This is a genomic window from Flavobacterium bernardetii, from assembly GCF_011305415.1.
Taxonomy (GTDB): Bacteria; Bacteroidota; Bacteroidia; order Flavobacteriales; family Flavobacteriaceae; genus Flavobacterium; species Flavobacterium bernardetii.
In genome coordinates this window covers 204579-223293 of record NZ_JAANOQ010000004.1, presented here as the reverse complement: position 1 = coordinate 223293, position 18715 = coordinate 204579, and the positions used below count along the sequence as shown (strand labels likewise).

At 30.7% G+C, this 18715-nt stretch carries 20 protein-coding genes; 14 read left to right on the top strand and 6 right to left on the bottom strand.

Annotated features, from left to right (window positions below):
• Positions 1-43: 43 nt before the first annotated feature.
• Both G6N05_RS09515 and G6N05_RS09510 read left to right on the top strand, forming a co-directional pair.
• Positions 44-271, top strand: a complete 228-nt coding sequence (locus G6N05_RS09515) for a hypothetical protein (RefSeq protein ID WP_166127644.1) — start codon at positions 44-46, stop codon at positions 269-271.
• A gap of 658 nt (positions 272-929) precedes the next feature.
• Entirely contained in the window at positions 930-1445 is a 516-nt protein-coding gene (locus tag G6N05_RS09510; protein WP_166127639.1) for a LytR/AlgR family response regulator transcription factor, read from the top strand.
• A 60-nt stretch (positions 1446-1505) separates the two neighbouring features.
• Here the strand turns inward: G6N05_RS09510 and recQ are convergent, their stop codons facing one another.
• On the bottom strand, positions 1506-3701 hold the full coding sequence (gene recQ, locus G6N05_RS09505; protein ID WP_166127635.1) for a DNA helicase RecQ: 2196 nt from the start codon (positions 3699-3701) through the stop codon (positions 1506-1508).
• 119 nt (positions 3702-3820) lie between these two features.
• Between recQ and G6N05_RS09500 the strand changes: the two genes are divergently transcribed.
• From G6N05_RS09500 to G6N05_RS09480, 5 genes are all read left to right on the top strand, one after another.
• Positions 3821-4786, top strand: a complete 966-nt coding sequence (locus G6N05_RS09500; protein WP_166127632.1) for a KpsF/GutQ family sugar-phosphate isomerase — start codon at positions 3821-3823, stop codon at positions 4784-4786.
• Positions 4786-5616: a twin-arginine translocase subunit TatC gene (gene tatC / locus G6N05_RS09495; protein WP_225875150.1), complete on the top strand. Its 831-nt coding sequence runs from the start codon at positions 4786-4788 to the stop codon at positions 5614-5616. The genes G6N05_RS09500 and tatC overlap by 1 nt, the downstream gene beginning before the upstream one ends.
• Complete coding sequence (locus tag G6N05_RS09490) at positions 5616-5969, top strand: carboxymuconolactone decarboxylase family protein (RefSeq protein WP_166127628.1); 354 nt, start codon at positions 5616-5618, stop codon at positions 5967-5969. The genes tatC and G6N05_RS09490 overlap by 1 nt, the downstream gene beginning before the upstream one ends.
• A gap of 134 nt (positions 5970-6103) precedes the next feature.
• Positions 6104-6874, top strand: coding sequence for an LPS export ABC transporter ATP-binding protein (gene lptB / locus G6N05_RS09485; RefSeq protein WP_166127624.1), 771 nt, complete (start codon positions 6104-6106; stop codon positions 6872-6874).
• A 145-nt stretch (positions 6875-7019) separates the two neighbouring features.
• The gene (locus tag G6N05_RS09480) at positions 7020-7247 is read left to right on the top strand and encodes a DUF5808 domain-containing protein (RefSeq protein ID WP_166127621.1); all 228 of its coding nucleotides are present in this window, start codon (positions 7020-7022) and stop codon (positions 7245-7247) included.
• Between the two features lie 264 nt (positions 7248-7511).
• On the opposite strand, the gene G6N05_RS09475 is transcribed toward G6N05_RS09480, so the two are convergent.
• Positions 7512-8357, bottom strand: a complete 846-nt coding sequence (locus G6N05_RS09475; protein ID WP_166127618.1) for a GH25 family lysozyme — start codon at positions 8355-8357, stop codon at positions 7512-7514.
• The gene (locus G6N05_RS09470) at positions 8357-9100 is read right to left on the bottom strand and encodes a CDP-alcohol phosphatidyltransferase family protein (RefSeq protein WP_205729752.1); all 744 of its coding nucleotides are present in this window, start codon (positions 9098-9100) and stop codon (positions 8357-8359) included. Before G6N05_RS09470 ends, G6N05_RS09475 begins: the two co-directional genes overlap by 1 nt.
• A gap of 114 nt (positions 9101-9214) precedes the next feature.
• Between G6N05_RS09470 and G6N05_RS09465 the strand changes: the two genes are divergently transcribed.
• From G6N05_RS09465 to G6N05_RS09435, 7 genes are all read left to right on the top strand, one after another.
• Positions 9215-10288: a putative type IX sorting system protein PorV2 gene (locus tag G6N05_RS09465; protein WP_225875149.1), complete on the top strand. Its 1074-nt coding sequence runs from the start codon at positions 9215-9217 to the stop codon at positions 10286-10288.
• Between the two features lie 87 nt (positions 10289-10375).
• Positions 10376-11470 carry a lipoprotein N-acyltransferase Lnb domain-containing protein gene (locus G6N05_RS09460; protein WP_166127610.1) on the top strand — a complete coding sequence of 365 codons (1095 nt, stop codon included), beginning with the start codon at positions 10376-10378 and terminating at the stop codon, positions 11468-11470.
• 18 nt (positions 11471-11488) lie between these two features.
• Positions 11489-11863, top strand: a complete 375-nt coding sequence (locus tag G6N05_RS09455) for a hypothetical protein (protein ID WP_166127607.1) — start codon at positions 11489-11491, stop codon at positions 11861-11863.
• A gap of 179 nt (positions 11864-12042) precedes the next feature.
• Positions 12043-12558, top strand: coding sequence for a DUF2975 domain-containing protein (locus G6N05_RS09450; RefSeq protein ID WP_166127602.1), 516 nt, complete (start codon positions 12043-12045; stop codon positions 12556-12558).
• A gap of 1 nt (position 12559) precedes the next feature.
• Positions 12560-12766: a helix-turn-helix domain-containing protein gene (locus tag G6N05_RS09445; RefSeq protein ID WP_166127598.1), complete on the top strand. Its 207-nt coding sequence runs from the start codon at positions 12560-12562 to the stop codon at positions 12764-12766.
• Between the two features lie 101 nt (positions 12767-12867).
• Positions 12868-13743 (top strand): ABC transporter ATP-binding protein, encoded by an 876-nt coding sequence (locus G6N05_RS09440; protein WP_166127595.1) that lies wholly within the window; start codon positions 12868-12870, stop codon positions 13741-13743.
• The gene (locus G6N05_RS09435; RefSeq protein WP_166127591.1) at positions 13740-16895 is read left to right on the top strand and encodes an ABC transporter permease/M1 family aminopeptidase; all 3156 of its coding nucleotides are present in this window, start codon (positions 13740-13742) and stop codon (positions 16893-16895) included. Before G6N05_RS09440 ends, G6N05_RS09435 begins: the two co-directional genes overlap by 4 nt.
• 75 nt (positions 16896-16970) lie before the next feature.
• Here the strand turns inward: G6N05_RS09435 and G6N05_RS09430 are convergent, their stop codons facing one another.
• From G6N05_RS09430 to G6N05_RS09420, 3 genes are all read right to left on the bottom strand, one after another.
• Positions 16971-17264 carry a type II toxin-antitoxin system RelE/ParE family toxin gene (locus G6N05_RS09430; protein WP_166127581.1) on the bottom strand — a complete coding sequence of 98 codons (294 nt, stop codon included), beginning with the start codon at positions 17262-17264 and terminating at the stop codon, positions 16971-16973.
• Positions 17264-17506, bottom strand: a complete 243-nt coding sequence (locus G6N05_RS09425; protein WP_166127575.1) for a type II toxin-antitoxin system ParD family antitoxin — start codon at positions 17504-17506, stop codon at positions 17264-17266. Before G6N05_RS09425 ends, G6N05_RS09430 begins: the two co-directional genes overlap by 1 nt.
• 111 nt (positions 17507-17617) lie before the next feature.
• A complete protein-coding gene (locus tag G6N05_RS09420) occupies positions 17618-18655 on the bottom strand; it encodes an alpha/beta fold hydrolase (RefSeq protein ID WP_166127571.1) in 1038 nt (345 codons plus the stop codon).
• Positions 18656-18715: the final 60 nt, after the last annotated feature.

Here is an 18715-nt window from a genome sequence, read left to right as displayed (position 1 = left end):
TAAATGTATCCCATTCATTAAAATTGGTTTTTCAGCACAAGAAGTGGTAGACGTTATACCAAAAGTGGTAGAAACTTTCCAATGGAAGGAACGAGAAGAAACCCTAGGTATTTTAGTTAAAGAAGCAGGAGAACGATTATCAGTAAATTACTCTAAAATTATTCCTGTTGCTATCAAAGCGATACAAGAACAAGAAGCTAAAATCAAAGAATTAGAGATCAGAAACGAAAAAATAAAAAAATTACTTAAAAAAATAAACATATTGAAGTAGTTATGCAGTAGTTATGTAGTAGTGGTTATTTGGTGTTTGAAATTTCATAAACTTAATTTTACAAAAAAAAAAGAATAACAGCTCTTAATTTTCGTCACACTTAAAACCAAATAACAACATAAAAAGCACAACGAGTGACTATTATTGCTCCCGCGAACAGCTTACTAGTTTACCAAACTGATGCAACCGCCGGATTTTACAACTGGGTGGGGGTCCAGAAGTCAATTGGAGGAGGCTCAGGATGGAGTTTAAACGGGAAGCTGAAACAACAGCGGGAGCAAATTTTATAGAAACTATCGATGCAAACGACATGAACATCGCGACAAACAACATAGAAAGAATTCGTGTGGGGCCACGGGTCTTTTAGGGATAAGGTACAACGGCACCGACAGAAGAATTACATCTAGTGGAAACTTCTCCTGTTTTAATTACATAATAAAAACCAATGACTCTTAATAGGCCACGTAAGTTAAACCTAAAGGCATTTAAAACTATTCTGAACCGTAAAAATTTAATTTGTTTGACAAAGAGGGTTGTCTTGTCAAAAAGCACCCTTTTTTAAACAAATTCATAAAAAAGAAAATCGAATTATTAAAAAAACATAAACCTAAAAGGCAAAAAAACTAAACAAAATAATAAAAGAATAACTATTGATTTAATGATTGAAACAGAATTAAACCACGCTAGAAATACCAAAATCAGATCTAGTTCAGGTCCTTATTCCGGTATTCATGAAACTTCTAAGCATATAACAAATGTATCAGAGGATTGGGCAAAGAAATCTAAAGAAATAAACAAATTCTCTTCCAATGAAACGGATACTCCAAATTTCAATGAACAAAATCATCCAGCTGAAAAAGATTTTGTATTTATTAAACTTAGAGATGCATATCAAAAAATCATGTTCGATACAATTCTTTCTATTAAAAGCGAAAAAAACTATCTAATTTTAAAAACTACCGAACAAGAATATCGATTCAGATCCACTATAAAAGATTTTATATTCAAATTACCGGAAAATTTCATACAAACACATAAAAGTTTTATCATAAACAGTTCAAAAATTGACAACTTCAACAGTGATTCTATAACACTAATAGATAAGATGAAAATTTCAGTTTCAGTTTCATGTAAAAAAGAAGTTCTCATAAAACTGAAGCACCAATTATTATAACAAAACCAGTATTCAGTTACAATTTACAGAACTGAATAGTGAATACTGTGACTGAGACTACTAATTAGCTACTTCACTGATAAACTTAATTCGCATCAATCGAAGTTCTTCTGTATCGTAATCGCCGTCAAATTCTTTTAAGGCTTTTTCGATACTATCTGATTCCGATTCCATGAAATATTCGTGAATTTCTTCTTGTTGGTCTTCGTCTAAGATATCGTCAATCCAATATTTTATGTTCAATTTCGTTCCAGAAAACACGATTTGTTCCATTTCTTTTAATAAGTCGTCGAACTTTAATCCTTTTGCGGAAGCTATATCGTCTAAAGCTAATTTTCTATCAATATTTTGAATGATATATAATTTATTGGCTGAATTCGCACCAGTCGATTTCACCACTAAATCATCTGGTCGAATGATATCGTTATCTTCTACATATCTTGAAATTAATTCGATAAATGGTTTACCGAATTTCTTCGCTTTTCCTTCTCCAACACCATGAACATTACTTAATTCATCAATTGAAATTGGATATTTCAGTGCCATATCTTCCAAAGATGGATCTTGGAAAACTACAAATGGAGGCACATTATGTTTCTTCGCTTCTTTTTTACGTAAATCTTTCAACATTGCCATTAAAGCTTCGTCTGCAGTTCCTGTTGCTTTTGCGGCAGCTACAATATTTTCATCTTCTTCTTCACTAAACTCATGGTCTTCCGCCACCATAAATGAATAGGGCTTTTTGATAAAATCATTTCCAGCTTTGGTAACTTTTAACACACCGTAACTTTCAATATCTTTTGAGATCAATCCCGCCACTAAAATCTGACGAACTAAAGCCATCCAATATTTTTCATCGTGGTCTTTTCCACTTCCGAAAGTTTTAAGCGTATCTATTTTTTGAGCTTTAATTATAGCGTTAATTTTACCAACTAAAGCCAAAATAACTTCTTTAGGTTTAAATAATTGTTTGGTATCGTTAATAACTTCTAACAATGTAACAATTTGATCTTGTGCTTCTGTTTTCTTTTTCGGATTTCTAACATTATCATCCATATCCGCACCATCGCCGTTTACCTCATCGAATTCTTCTCCGAAATAATGCAATAAATATTTTCTTCTCGACATTGATGTTTCGGCGTAAGCCACCACTTCTTGTAGTAAAGCATAGCCTATTTCTTGCTCAGCAATTGGTTTACCAGACATGAATTTTTCTAACTTTTCAATGTCTTTGTATGAATAGTAAGCCAAACAGATTCCTTCCCCATCATCTCTACCGGCTCTTCCTGTTTCTTGGTAATAACTTTCTAAAGATTTTGGAATATCGTGATGAATTACAAAACGAACATCTGGTTTGTCAATTCCCATTCCGAAAGCAATAGTTGCTACCACCACATCTACATCTTCCATCAAAAACATATCTTGATGTTTCGCTCGTGTTTTCGCATCTAAACCCGCATGATAAGGAACGGCAGAAATTCCGTTTACTTGTAAAACCTGTGCAATTTCTTCTACTTTTTTTCGACTTAAGCAATAAATCACTCCAGATTTTCCTTTGTGTTGCTTAATAAATCGTATTAAATCGCCTTGAACATTTTTCGTTTTTGGGCGTATTTCGTAATATAAATTAGGTCTATTAAACGATGCTTTGAATGTATTCGCATTTGGCATATCCAAGTTTTTCAAGATATCTTCTTGCACTTTTGGAGTTGCTGTTGCTGTCAATCCAATAATTGGAACATCACCTAATTGTTTGATAATGCTTCTTAAGTTTCTGTATTCTGGTCGGAAATCGTGACCCCATTCTGAAATACAATGCGCTTCGTCAATCGCCACAAAAGAAATTTTGACCGATTTTAAAAACTGAATATAATCTTCTTTAGTTAAAGATTCTGGAGCAACATAAAGCATTTTGGTTTTCCCAGATAAAATATCTGCTTTTACCTGATTGACTTCTGTTTTATTTAATGACGAGTTTAGAACATGAGCCACACCAACGTCTGAACCCATACTTCTAATCGCATCAACCTGATTTTTCATTAACGCAATAAGTGGAGAAACAACAATTGCAGTTCCTTCCAATACCAAAGCAGGCAATTGGTAACATAAAGATTTACCACCACCAGTTGGCATAATAACAAATGTGTTATTACCAGATATAATACTCGTAACTACTTTTTCTTGTAATCCTTTAAATTGAGAAAATCCAAAGTATTTTTTTAATTCTTTGTATAAATCTATATTTTGTTCCGTCATAAAAAATGGGTTGAACTTAAAACAAATAATTTTAGACAATTATTATTTGAATTTTGTCTAAATTTGCAATTATAAAGATACAACTATTCTTTAAAAACAAAAATATAATTCATTTAATTTTGAATACAACACAAACTATCCTAGAAAACGCAAAGCAATCCATACTTTCACAAAGCGAAAGTATTCAAAAACTCACAAATTATCTTACCGATGATTTTGCTAAAACCGTACAACTTATTTTCGAATCGAAAGGAAGATTAGTAGTTACAGGAATTGGAAAAAGCGCCATAATCGCACAAAAAATTGTTGCAACATTAAATTCAACTGGAACTCCATCGATATTTTTACACGCCGCAGAAGCGATTCACGGCGATTTAGGTATGATTCAAAGTGGCGATTTAGTACTTTGTATTTCTAAAAGCGGTAACAGTCCTGAAATTAAAGTTTTAGCCCCGATTATTAAAAATTTCGGCACGACATTAATTGGAATGACTGCTAATCCAACCTCATTTTTAGCCACTTCTTCTGATTTAGTTTTGCATGCTCATATTGATGAAGAAAGTTGTCCACTTGGTTTAGCTCCAACAAACAGCACGACCGCACAATTAGTTTTAGGCGATGCGATTGCCGTTTGTTTGATGAAATTGAGAAATTTTCAAGCGGAAGATTTTGCCAAATACCATCCAGGTGGTGCTTTAGGTAAAAAATTATTGTTGCGCGTGAAAGACATGTTAGACAATACGCACGCACCTCAAGTTGCTCCAGACGCTTCTATCAAAAAAGTGATTATGGAAATTTCAGAAAAACGTTTAGGAGTTACAGCTGTTATTGAAAACGATGTGGTAATTGGAATTATTACCGATGGAGATATTAGAAGAATGTTGACGGATAGAGAAACTTTTTCTGATTTAACTGCGAAAGATATTATGACAAAAAATCCAAAATCAATTGCTTCTACGGTATTAGTTTCAGAAGCTTTAGACGTTTTGGAAGATTATAAAATTACACAATTGATGGTGATTGATAATGGAACATACAAAGGCGTGTTGCATTTACACGATATTTTAAAAGAAGGAATTGTATAATGGCAAAAAAGAATAAAAAGAACATTAACGAAATGACTTTTTTAGATCATCTTGAAGAATTGAGATGGTTATTAGTAAGAAGTTCGGCAGCTATATTAATCAGCGCAACAGTTGCTTGGTACTTTAGTGATTTCATTTTTAAAACGATTATTTTCGGACCAATGAAAGGTGATTTTATTACCTATCAATTTTTCTGTGATTTAGCAACCAAATACGATTTAGATAAAAGTTTTTGTGATGCTACTTTAAATTTCAGTATCCAAAATACAGAAATTGAAGGTCAAATTTCCTTGTTAGTTTGGACGTGTGTTACGGCAGGATTTATCATTAGTTTCCCATATATTTTATTACAATTTTGGAATTTTATTAGTCCAGCTTTATATAAAAAAGAAAAAAGAAATGCCGTGAAATTTATCGTAATTTCATCGTTTTTATTCTTTTTAGGAGTCGGTTTTGGGTATTTTGTTTTAACACCTTTATCGTTAAACTTTTTATCTACATTCTCTGTTTCCGATGTGATTAAAAATGACATTAATGTGAATTCGTACATAGGAACTGTAAAAACCACAACATTAGCGACTGGTTTGGTTTTCGAATTACCAATTATCATCTATTTCTTATCTTCTTTAGGATTAGTCACACCCGCATTTTTAAGAGAATATAGAAAATGGGCCTATGTAATTATCCTAATTATTGCAGCGATTGTAACACCGCCTGATGTAATTAGTCAAGTTATAGTAACTATTCCACTAGTGATATTATTTGAAATTAGTATTTTTATTAGTGCTTTCATAAATAACAAAAACAACAAAAAAATAACCACTACGTAATGAGCGATTTAATTAAAGAATTCAACGACTATCGTGCTAAAATGAACGAAAAATTATTAGCCGATGACAATAAAGTAATCAAAAGAATCTTCAATTTAGACACCAACACCTACATGGAAGGTGCGCTAGATGTGAAAACAAAAGAATTATTGGGCTTAGTAGCTTCAGCTGTTTTACGTTGCGATGATTGTATCAAATACCATTTAGAAACAGCTTACAAAAACGGAGTAAACAGAACCGAAATGATGGAAGCGATGAGTATTGCGACTTTAGTTGGTGGTACGATTGTGATTCCACATTTACGTAGAGCTTACGAATTTTGGGAAGCTTTAGAGAATGAGCCAATTAAATAATTAGCCAATGTGCCAATTATTCGAAAAGTTAAACTAATAATAATAAAATTTCAACTTCAAATAAATTTAATATTTTTACAAAATATTGAAACATTGGCACATTGCCGAATTGACCAATTGACATATTAAAAAACATGAAATTAAGAGCCGAAAATTTAGTCAAAACATACAAGAAAAGAAGTGTTGTAAAAGGAATTTCAGTAGAAGTAAATCAAGGAGAAATTGTTGGTTTATTAGGTCCGAATGGAGCTGGAAAAACAACTTCTTTTTACATGATTGTAGGTTTGGTTAAACCAAATTCTGGAAATATTTATTTAGACGATATGAATATTACCGATTTTCCGATGTACAAACGTGCACAAAACGGAATTGGATATTTGGCGCAAGAAGCTTCAGTTTTTAGAAAATTGAGTATCGAAGACAATATTTTGTCGGTTTTACAATTAACAAATCTTACAAAAGCTGAGCAAGAAGCTAAAATGGAAAGCTTAATTGAAGAGTTTTCTTTAGGTCATATTCGTACTAATCGTGGTGATTTATTATCGGGTGGTGAACGAAGAAGAACTGAAATTGCGCGTTGTTTGGCTACCGATCCGAAATTCATTTTATTAGACGAACCTTTTGCCGGAGTTGACCCAGTTGCGGTTGAAGACATTCAAAGAATTGTAGCACAATTGAAAAACAAAAACATCGGAATTTTAATTACCGACCATAACGTACAAGAAACTTTAGCAATTACCGACAAAACTTACTTAATGTTTGAAGGTGGAATTCTAAAAGCTGGAAAACCAGAAGAATTAGTTGAAGACGAAATGGTTAGAAGAGTATATTTAGGTCAGAATTTCGAATTAAGAAAAACAAAAATCGATTTCAATGCTCCAAAAGAAATTGAGTTAGATATATAAATTTTAAAACACATAGACACATAGAATTTTGCATCATAGATTGCAGACGCTTCGCTTAAATTAGTTCACATAACTATGTTTTCTATTTTAAATAAAATAACTTTAAAAATCTATGTGACTATGTGTTTAACTTCGCAAACCGAATATGAAAAACCCATCAAAAGAACAATTAGAAGCTTGGCATAAAGATCCGAACAACTGGAAATGTGGCGGAATATTTTATTACAACAAAGAAGACGAAAGATTATTTCCACCAAAAAGAGTAGCCTGGATGGGTTGGACAATAAATTTCGCGAATCCAAAATCTATTGGTGCATTTTTTGTGAGTTTTGCTATGATTTTAGTTTTTGTTTATAGAAAACAGATATTTTAATATTTTTAAAACACATAGACACATAGTATTTGTGCTTATTTTGAGAAGATTGAATCTTAACTAAAATAAATTTAAATAGATTTTTGCTGAGTTATAGTATCAAAATTGAAGAAGTTGTTTGTTTGAGTCCCGAAGTTTCGGGAGACAAGATTGTGTTTAGTTCCTCATTAAGAAGTAGAAAGAATCTTTTCTTTATACAAATTTAAGCAAAAGTAAAGATTAAAAACCTGTGTAAATCGATTCAAATCCGCGTCATCCGCGTACCTATTTTATACACACTTTTTTTAAATCATCTACGTTTCCGTTGAAAACATTTACATCAACCAATTCATCAATACCGTGAAGTTTAGCTTTTTCTGTGAATTGCCACATTAAATAATCGGCTTTAATTTTTTCTTTCCACGGATTATAATTGGCTATCCAAAATTGATAACCTGGAAAATCTTCTTGTAAAAAATCTTCATAATATTTTTCACCAGTGTATATTATCGGTTTCACTCCGTAATGTTTTTCTACGATGGTAAGCCAATTTTGCAAACCTTCTTTCAGTTTGTCCATTGATTGTCCTTTTGGCATTTTTTCGATATCTAAAATCGGCGGTAAATGTCCTTTTCGCAATTTTACAGTTGAAATAAAATTATTGGCTTGATCTGTAGAATTTTCATCCGGACGGTAATAATGATACGCACCTTGAATGTACATAGATTCCGTTAAATTTCGCCAGTTTTTCTTGAATTTCAAATCGATTTTATTGCTTCCAGCTGTAGCACGAACAATTACAAATTTCAATTCAAATTGTTCTTCAATGGCTTCTACATTATCCCAATCAATGGTGCCTTGATATTGAGAAACATCAATTCCAAAAATTTTACCTTTGTGATTACCAACAATGTCGTTAATACGCTTATCTTCTAATTTTCTTTGATTCGCAGTTAGTTCCGTATTTTTGATTTTAAATCCTAAATAATATAAAACCGCATCTTTTTTCTGATACACAAAAATAATCGTACACAATAACAAAAAAAGTCCAATAATCCATTTTACGGATTTCGGACTAATTAAGGTTTGTTTTTTACTTTTAGAAGGATATTTTCTTCTGGTTGCTGCCATTAAACTTTCTTAAGAAACGTATTATTTACAACCGATAAAAGCACGTATAATAGAATGATAATTGGAATCGCAATGAATTCAAATAAGGCGATTAAAACTACAGAAAGAATTAAAAACACCACTTGCATTTTATATTTTTCCCAACTAAAACTCTTCACTTTTAAAGAGAATAAAGGAATTTCTGCATTCAATAAATAAGAACTTAAAACCGTAATCCCAACTAAAACATATGGATTACTTAAAGTATCAATCACAAAATCTACATCAGTATATTGAAACTGAATCATAGGAATACTCATGATTAATAAGGCATTCGCTGGAGTTGGCAAACCAATAAACGAATCGGTTTGACGTGTATCTACATTAAATTTCGCCAATCTATAGCAAGAAGCTAATGTAATTAGGAAACCTAAATACGGCACCACACCCATATAATATGTGTCTTCCGTTAAATTATATTGTGATTGATTTTCCTGAATATCACCTAACATTTTATACATCACCAAACCTGGTACAACACCACTGGTAACCATATCTGCTAAAGAATCTAATTGTAAGCCAATAGGACTTTGAACTTTCCAAATTCTGGCAAAAAAACCATCCCAAAAATCGAAGAAAATCCCTAAACAAACCAAAGAAAAAGCTTCTCTGTAATTTCCATTAAATGCATGAATTAAAGCGCATAAACCAGCAAACAAATTCAACAAAGTAATTACGTTAGGTATGTGTTTTTTAATATTCATTATATAAAACTCTTAGATTTAATAAATTTCAAAGCAAATGTAAACAATAAAATGAAAGAATTTGAGTTTATTAAGTAAGAAATTATGATATTTGTTGTGAGAATTAAATTTGCTTTGAAGAAGATACTATTTTTATTTGTCATATTGGCTACTACGTCAATTTCGGCACAAACTGTTCGTAAATATTCCAACGAATTTTTAAACATTGGAGTTGATGCTGCTGCGTTAGGAATGAGTAATGCCGTAACCGCACAAACTGCCGATGTAAATTCTGGATATTGGAATCCAGCAGGAATTTTGCAATTAGAGGACAAACAAATTGCTTTAATGCACGCGAATTATTTTGCCAATATTGCGCAATATGATTACGCCGCTTTTGCGATGCCTATTGACGACAGAAGTGCTTGGGGACTTTCCCTAATCCGTTTTGGAGTGGATGACATTTTGAATACTACAGAATTAATTGACAGCGAAGGAAACATAGATTACAACAGAATCTCTCTTTTTTCTACTGCTGATTATGGTGTTACTTTTTCTTACGCTAGAAAATTACCTTTAGAAGGCTTCAATTATGGTGTAAATGCGAAAGTAATCCGAAGAATTATTGGAGATTTTGCTTCTTCTTGGGGATTTGGATTCGATTTAGGTTTGCAATTTCAAAACAAAAACGATTGGAAATTCGGATTAATGTTACGAGATATTACTACGACTTACAACACTTGGAGCATTAACGAAGAAGAATACGAAAAAATTAAAAATGCCGTTCCAGGTGAAAATCAGGAATTACCTGAAACGAGCGAAATTACCTTACCAAAAGCACAATTTGGACTGTCAAAAAAATTCGAGTTTCATTACGACTATACCTTAACAACTGCAGCGAATTTAAACATAGAATTTGCTGAAACCAATGATATTATTTCAACTAGTGTAGCCAGTATTAATCCGGCAGTTGGTTTTGAATTCGGCTATATCGATTTGGCTTTCTTACGTGCTGGAGTTGGAAATTTTCAACAGATTACACAAATTGACAATACAAGTAAAGTTAGTTTCCAACCAAATATTGGTTTAGGTTTCAAATACAAAGGCATTCAAGTCGATTATGCTTTAACTGATTTAGGTAACCAAAGTGCTGCTTTATATTCGAATGTATTTTCTGTAAAAGTGGATTTAGGTATTTTTAGAAGATAATTCTAGAGTATTCAGTGTTCAGTTTTGAGTGTTCAGTAAAATAAAATCAGTATAAACCAGTTAAATCCGCAAAATCTGCGTACCAATATGCTAAAAAAATTACTTTTCTTATTATTCCCAATTCTTAGTTTTTCTCAAAACGTTACTTTATCTGACAATGCTAAAGTGAGTATTTTAACTTGCGGAACGGCGCCAGTTTCTTACGCAATGTATGGTCATACTGGAATTCGAATTACCGATTTTGTTAACCAAATTGACGTAGTCTACAATTATGGTGCGTTCGATTTTACGACACCAAATTTTATGATGAAATTCGTAAAAGGCGATTTGCAATATTTTGTGACAAATGAAAATTACTACGATTTTGAATTCAATTACAAACAAGATGGTAGAAGTATTGTTGAACAAGAATTGAATTTAACACCTCTACAAAAACAACAACTTTTAAACGAACTCAGCAACAGCCTGACTTCCGATGAACGTTTTTACACTTATAAATTTATTGATAAAAATTGTACGACTATGGTTGTGGATAAAATCAATAAAATCTTAGGTTCTGAAGTCTTGAAGCAACCGAAATCTGAACAAAGTTATAGAGATATTTTATATCCGTATATGTCGGATTTTTATATGAAATTGGGGATTCAAATTATTTTTGGTACGAAAGTCGACCAACCTGCAACTCGCTTATTTTTACCTTTAGAATTCGAAAAAGTTTTAGAAACTGCCACACAAAATGGACAAAAAATTGCACAACCAACGAAAATTTTAAACCAAGGTACTGACAACGTTCCGTTTTCTTACATAAACTCTACCTATTCTTTATTAGCAGCGATTGTAATCTTGATTTTATTAAACAAAAAAGGCATACAGATTGCCTATTTTATTTTCGCAGGATTGTTAGGTTTATTCTTCAGTTTGGTCGGATTATATTCCTTACACGAAGAGATTTTATGGAATTACAACATCTTATTATTTAACCCATTATTATTGGTTTTCGCTTTTTATTATTGGAAAAACAACACGTCAAAAATTATTTTATTTGGACAAATTTGTATCGCTTGTACGCTTATTTACTTGGCATATATTGTTAGTAAAGTGCAATTACTAATTATATTACCAATTGTTTCGTTGCATTTGTTTTGGTTGATTAAGATTGTGATGAAGGTGAAGAAAAAATAGAAACTTAAAATTATCAATATGTTGCAAAATATTATTAATCGTTTTAAGTTAAGGAATTTAAAAGGCTTAAAAGTCTTAAATTACGACGAATACTACGTAGAAATAAAAATTAGTAATGAATCAAATATTGAAGAAATCACTAAATTTATTAATAGTTTTCCAGAAAAATTTCAGCTAAATTTTTTCGATAACTTTCATCCTCAAATTAGTGATCCTGGTGCTTACGTTTTTGTTCAAAAACAAAACAATAATTTCATTTATCAATTAGGAAATCATGGTTGGAGTTCTAATTGGGAATCAATAAATTCAAAAGATTTAATAAATTATATTTATAAAAACAGAAGCTATACAACAGAATATTTTAAAATATCTTCAAACAAAAAAATGGAATAATTGGTAAACAAAACTAATTTATTAACTTATAAAATCCACAAAAAAACTCCTAGCTTTCACTTGGAGTTTTTTATTTCTTATTCTCGTTATATTTTTATCATCATCAAAAAAATATTTTATAAAATTATTGTTTTACGATAATTAATTATATATTTGCAGCAATAAATTTCTGTTTCAAGATGAAAAATGTAAAAATCATATCAACTGTATTATTCTATATTACCCGTTTTGCGGCAATATTATATTTAGCAACAACATTCTATTCATTGGTTTCTTTACTTACCGAATGGAGTTTAATTGTAACTGAAAAAGGTAATTTTACCATTTGTTTTCCTTTTACAGAAACCCATTTTTTAACTGGTGAAAACAATTGGGCGTATAAAATTTTTAATTTCTTAATTCCAATTGGATTTTATGGTATTTTCTTTTTGCTGTTAAGTAACATTTTTAATGTTTTTAAACAACCAAAATTATTCACACAATACGGCGTAACCCAATTAAAGTGGTTTTATTTGGGAAACATTTTTATGCCATCTCTAACCATTTTATTAGCCTCCATATTTGCTGGTGAAATAGAAGAAGGATTAGAATGGGTGGCGATAATACACTTTTTCCTTGGTGTATTTGCTTATTTTTTAGCAGCAATTTTCAAGCAAGGATTACAACTTCAAAACGAACAAGACTTATTTATTTGATATGCCAATAATAGTAAACATAGACGTGATGCTCGCCAAACGTAAGATGCAAAGCAAAGAATTGGCAGAAATTTTGGACATCACTCCAGCAAATTTGTCTATTCTAAAAACAGGTAAAGCGAAAGGTATTCGGTTTGATACTCTAGAAGCCATATGTAATGCGTTAGATTGCCAGCCTGGCGACATTATCGAATACGTAAAAGAGTAAATTAAATTACATAAATTCAACAATATCAACTACTTAATTGTAATTGACAGGCATTCTTTTGCCAAAATTTTATCATCAAAAATCATCAAAAAAATCAAAAAATGAACAGTTTAACAATCAAAAATCTCACAAAAACGTATGCAAATGGCGTACAAGCGTTGAGTAACATTTCGTTAGAAATAGAAAACGGAATGTTTGGTTTATTAGGTCCAAATGGTGCTGGAAAATCTTCATTAATGAGAACAATTGTAGGTTTACAAACAGCAGATTCAGGAGAAATTCAACTAAACGGAATTGATGTTTTAAAAAACCCTATGTTTATTAAGGAGCAATTAGGTTTTCTTCCTCAAGATTTTGGAGTGTACCCCAAAATTTCTGCTTATGATTTATTAAATCACATTGCCATTCTAAAAGGTGTTTCTAACAAAAAAGAACGCAAAGTACAAATTGAATCATTATTAGAAAAAGTAAACCTAAGCGCTCAAAGAAACAAAGAAGTCCACACTTTTTCTGGCGGAATGCGTCAACGATTTGGTGTAGCTCAAGCATTACTTGGTAATCCTAAAATTATTATTGTAGATGAGCCAACGGCTGGTTTAGATCCGGAAGAAAGAAATCGTTTTAATGGATTACTTTCAGAAATTGGTTCCGAGCGAATTGTAATTCTTTCTACACATTTAGTAGAAGACGTGAGAAATCTTTGTTCACAAATAGCAATCATGCAAAACGGAAAAGTTTTAGCACAAGGAAAACCAAATGATTTTGTTGCAGAATTAAAAGGCAAAATTTGGCGAAAAGAAATTCAGAAAGAACAATTGGAACACTACAAAACGAATTACAACATAATTGCTTCGCATTACATAGCTGGAAATTTAAATATTCAAGTGATTTCAAATGAATTTTTACCTGATTTTGAAGAAGTAAATCCTTCCTTAGAAGAAGTATATTTCAAAACTTTAAACCGAGTTGCATTATGAAATCGATAATTTTATTTGATTTGAAATCATACAGTAAAAACTGGAGGTTTCTACTTTTAGTTGTAACTCTAATCACTTTTGGGATTTTAGGAGGAAGCAATGCTCGTTTTACATTAAGCGATAATTTAGCATACAATTCACCTTATCAAATAGCTTTTATTACAGCTTTTTTGAGTTTAACAAGTCTGTTTTTTTCTACATTATTTACAGCACAATTGGCTTTAAAAGAAATTGATTTCAATCTTAATTTAATTTATTTCTCGTTACCGATTTCCAAGAAACAATTTCTTTGGAGTCGATTCACATCTATATTTACATTGAGTTTTGGATTTAAATTGCTATTAACCATTAGCTTTTTTATTGGTCGAGAAACTATTGCAAACGGAATGACAGCAATTGATTTCGATATCTTTTTTTATATTTTACCAATATTGTTTTTCACATTAATCAATACTTTTTTCATACTTTCCATCACAACTGCTGTGGCATGGTTTACAAAAAGTAAACTATTTGTGTATGTAAGCGGATTGTTACTTTATGTTTTCTATATGGTAACGCTGCTTTTTTCAAGTTCGCCTTTTATGGCCAATCAATTACCGCAATCCAAACAAGCGCAATTGATTTCAGCCATTTTTGATCCGTTTGGATTATCAGCTTACTTTTATCAAACGTCACATTTACCAATTGATCAACGTAATACCGAATTATTATCACTAAATGGCATTTTACTTGGAAATAGAATCGTCATGTTTTTAATTTCGATTTCACTTTTGATTTTAGTAACCAAAAAATTTTCTATTTCTAAAAAAATAAAATCATCAAAAGCAACTCATGACGCAAATAAAGTTGCTAATTCATTATCATTTGAATTTGTTTCAACAGAAAAATCAGCAAGAATCAAATTTCAATCGTTATTATCTTTTATGAAGATGAATTCGATTTATGTTGTTAAAAGTATTCCTTTTGTTTTGATAATTTTGAGCTTATTGTTTGTTGTTGGAATGGAAATGTATGCTGAAATTGAAAAAGGCATTCGAATACCCCAAAAATATGCTACTTCTGGATTGATGGTTTCAACAATTATTCAAAATTTTCATGTTTTAGGAGCTCTAGTTTTGGTTTTTTATGGTAATGAATTATTTTGGAGAAGTAAAAATTCTAATTTCCATTTTATCGAAGAAAGTACAACAAATTACAAACTTAAGTTTTGGTCGATTTGGTTCACTTTAATTACTTTAGCTGTAGTTTTTACCGTCATTTTAATATTGGAAGGAATTGTTTTTCAAATTCTTTACAATTATCCAATTATTGAATGGGATGTATATGCTTCGACCTTTTTATTTACTACTTTTCCTTTAATCTTAGTTGGTGGATTTACGTTAATTATTCAGAAATTAATCCAAAACAAATATTTATCATTAGCTGTTTCAGGGCTTTTTATTTTATTGATGACAACTTCATTAGGAAAGTCAATTGTAAAATATCCATTGCTTAAATTTTTAAACTCCATCAGTTTTGATTATAGCGATATGAATGGTTTCGGAAGCTATGAAAAAGCGTTTAGTCAAAGGCTATTTTTCGGGTTTTTAATTGTACTATTTTTATTTTATGTTATTCATCAAAACAAAAACTCGATTAAGAAAATCATATTTTGGCTTATAACATTTTGTAAAATTGGTTTGATTTCATTTGTTGGAATTCATCTTATTTCAGACTATGTTCCAAAAGTCAAAAATAGTATTGAAATACAACAAGCAAATTATGAAAAACAATTTCGAATTTTTCAAAACAAACCTCAACCAACAATCACTAAAGTAACCACTAGAGTTGATTTATTTCCTTCAAAAAATACCTATTCTATTAAAGGAAATTATATTTTAGAAAATAAAACACAACAACCTATCAGTGAAATTCTGTTTAATTTTTCAGATGATTTTGAAATTAAAAAAAGCATATTACATACAGGAAATGAATCTATTTTAGTTACCAATCAATACCAAATAGTACGATTAAAAAAAGGTTTAAATCCGAATCAAAAAATTAGTTTTGATTTTGAATTACAGTACCATTGGAAACCCGTAAATGGCCATCAATCCTTTAATGCTATTGTGGAAAATGGTAGTTTTATGCGAATTAGTAGATTCTATCCGCAAATTGGTTATAATTCATCTAATGAAATTGAAGACGAAGCAATTAGAAAGCAATTTCAATTGGGAAAACGCACTCCGATTAAATCTTTAGAAGCTCCAAAAGTTGTGAATAATGATTTCATTTCTTTAAATATGACCGTTTCAACGGAAGCCAATCAAAAAGTAATTGGAGTTGGAGAATTAACCAAAGAATGGAAAGAGAAGAATAGAAATGTATTTCAGTTTAAAATTAATGCCATTCCGTTTCGTTTTGCTATTTCTTCAGCAAATTATGTCGTGAAAAAGGAAATATATAAAGGAAAAAGTTTTGAAGTCTATTATCATCCAACGCATGCTGAAAATGTGGCACACCTAATTGAAAACGCAAAAATTACGATGGACTATTGTGAAGTAAATTTTGGAAAGTATCCATTTAAAACCATTCGTTTTGCAGAAATTTCTAGTTTCACAAAAGGATTCAATGCAACTGCTTACCCAGCCACGATTTACATGACTGAAAATATGGCGTTTCATTGTAATATTAAAGCAGACAAGCAACAAGATGTAATTAATGAATTAGCGGGTCATGAATTGGCGCATTTGTGGTGGGGAAATTCACAAATTGATCCAGATGAACGAGAAGGCGATGTTATGCTTACAGAAACCTTAGCAATGTATACAGAATTAATGCTACTCAAAAAAATGTATGGCAATAAAAAAGCTAAAGAATTTGTTACAATGCATCAAGATATTTTTGAAAGTGAGAAAGGATTTTCTGGCGATTGTCAGTTAATAAAAGTTACTGGTGAAAAAACGCATATTTCTTATTCTAAAGGAGCTGTTGCTATGTATAAATTATCTGAATTGATTGGAGAAAATCAAGTCAATATGGCATTACGCAACTTTTTAACCAAACATAAATATCCGAATCCAAAACCTATTTCTACTGATTTCTTAGAAGAAGTTTATATTGTTGCGGATAAAAAATTCCATCAGAAAATTAATGAATTATTTGAGAAGTAATATTTAAACAAAAAACTCCAAGTTTCACACTTGGAGTTTTTTGTTTCTTATTCTCGATATATTCTAATCTAACTTTTATATATGGTTTTTCAAATCCATCATACCATGTAAAATTCTAACCACTTCAATTTCATTTAATGCAACTATTTGGTAAAAAATAACATGTTCGCCTGATTTTAACCCTATTAGGTTTTTTTCTACTTCTTCATAAGACTTGCCTTGATTAGGGTTATTTGACAACTCCTGACAAGAATCCATGAGTAACAAATAATACATTTCAGCTTGCTTTTCAGGCCAAGTTTTTAAGGTGTATTCCCAAATCTCATTTAAATCTTCAACAGCTTTATTGCTTAAATAAAACTTAGCCATTATTTTTTTCTAGACTTTAGTGTTTCTAAATGTTTTGAAGGATCAAAGTCAGTCGCACGACCGCTTTCTATTCCTTCACGAATAGCATTTCGTAACCTAATTAATCTAGTTTCTTCCTCTTCTAAAAGACGAAGCCCAGCACGTACCACTTCACTTGCATTACTAAAACGACCATTTGAAACAGTAAATTCTATAAAACTCTCGAAATGATTACCCAAAGATATTGACGTATTTCTTCCCATGACTTCTTTATTTTTTGTAAAGTTACCAAATTTTGGTAATTAAAAGTTATTTAAAATTAAAATTTAAGAAAACAAAAACTCCAAACTTATACCGATTAAAGCTAATCCAACTTATTGATTTACAACCCAATTAATAATTTCGTCTTTAGCTAAATTATCAATTTCATAGGTTGGACCTTTTAATTGTTTCTCTTTAGTTAAGTAATGATTAAAACCATCAAGAACCACGATTTTAACTTTACTATTCTGAAAGGATTTTAGTTTATTAACTTCTGCAGTTGAATCAATAAATATATCATTAGTCCCAATAATATAAAGTATTGGAATTTCGCTTTTTGCATAGATGATTTCAAAATCTTTTTTCAAAAGATGTCTAACCGAAGCGAAGTTACAATAATAAAAACGCTTATAATTTTTACTCGTGTATCCAATTTCTTTCGCTTTTTTAAGTGCTTCTTTAGAAATTATCAAATCTTCTTTCCAAGTATTTTCTATTGAAGTTCCACCAAAAGAATTTTGAAAGATAGTCATCACTTCTATCTTTTTTTCTAGAGAATCCAAAATCAATTCATTTTCAAATTTATTCATACCCGTTTCTAATTGGTATTTTAAAAACTCGGCGTGTTTTTGCACTGGCGTTGCCCATTGAATTAAAAAATCAGGTTTAAATCCTTTCTCAACCAACGACATGGTAACCAAACCGCCCAAACTATGTCCCAACAACCCAATTTTCTTGGTTGAAAAACTCGAATTATTCTTAATACTATCAAATATAACTGTTAAGTCGTTAGCCATATCTGTAATAGTATAATTGGCAAAATTAAAATCCCCTTCAGATTTTCCAACACCTCTTTCATCATAACGAAATACAGCAATGTTTTTTTCTAAAAGACTTTCAGTTAGCAAATAATGACTATTCCTAGTATCCATTCCTGCGCCTGGAACAATAATTAAAATTTTATCATATTGGCTTTTAGGTTCAACTAAGGTTCCATAAAGCTTAATTTTGTCTTTTGAGTTAGTAAATTCTAAATCAATACTATTATAATTTTCAATATTTTGAATTTTCTTTTCGTGATCAAACATTTCTTGTCCAAAACTTACGTTTGAAAGAAATAATACAATTACTAAAACCTTTAATTTATTCATCTTTATTAACTTTACTTGTTTGAAAACAGCTTTCTAATTCTATAAAAAGTGATTTTTTTC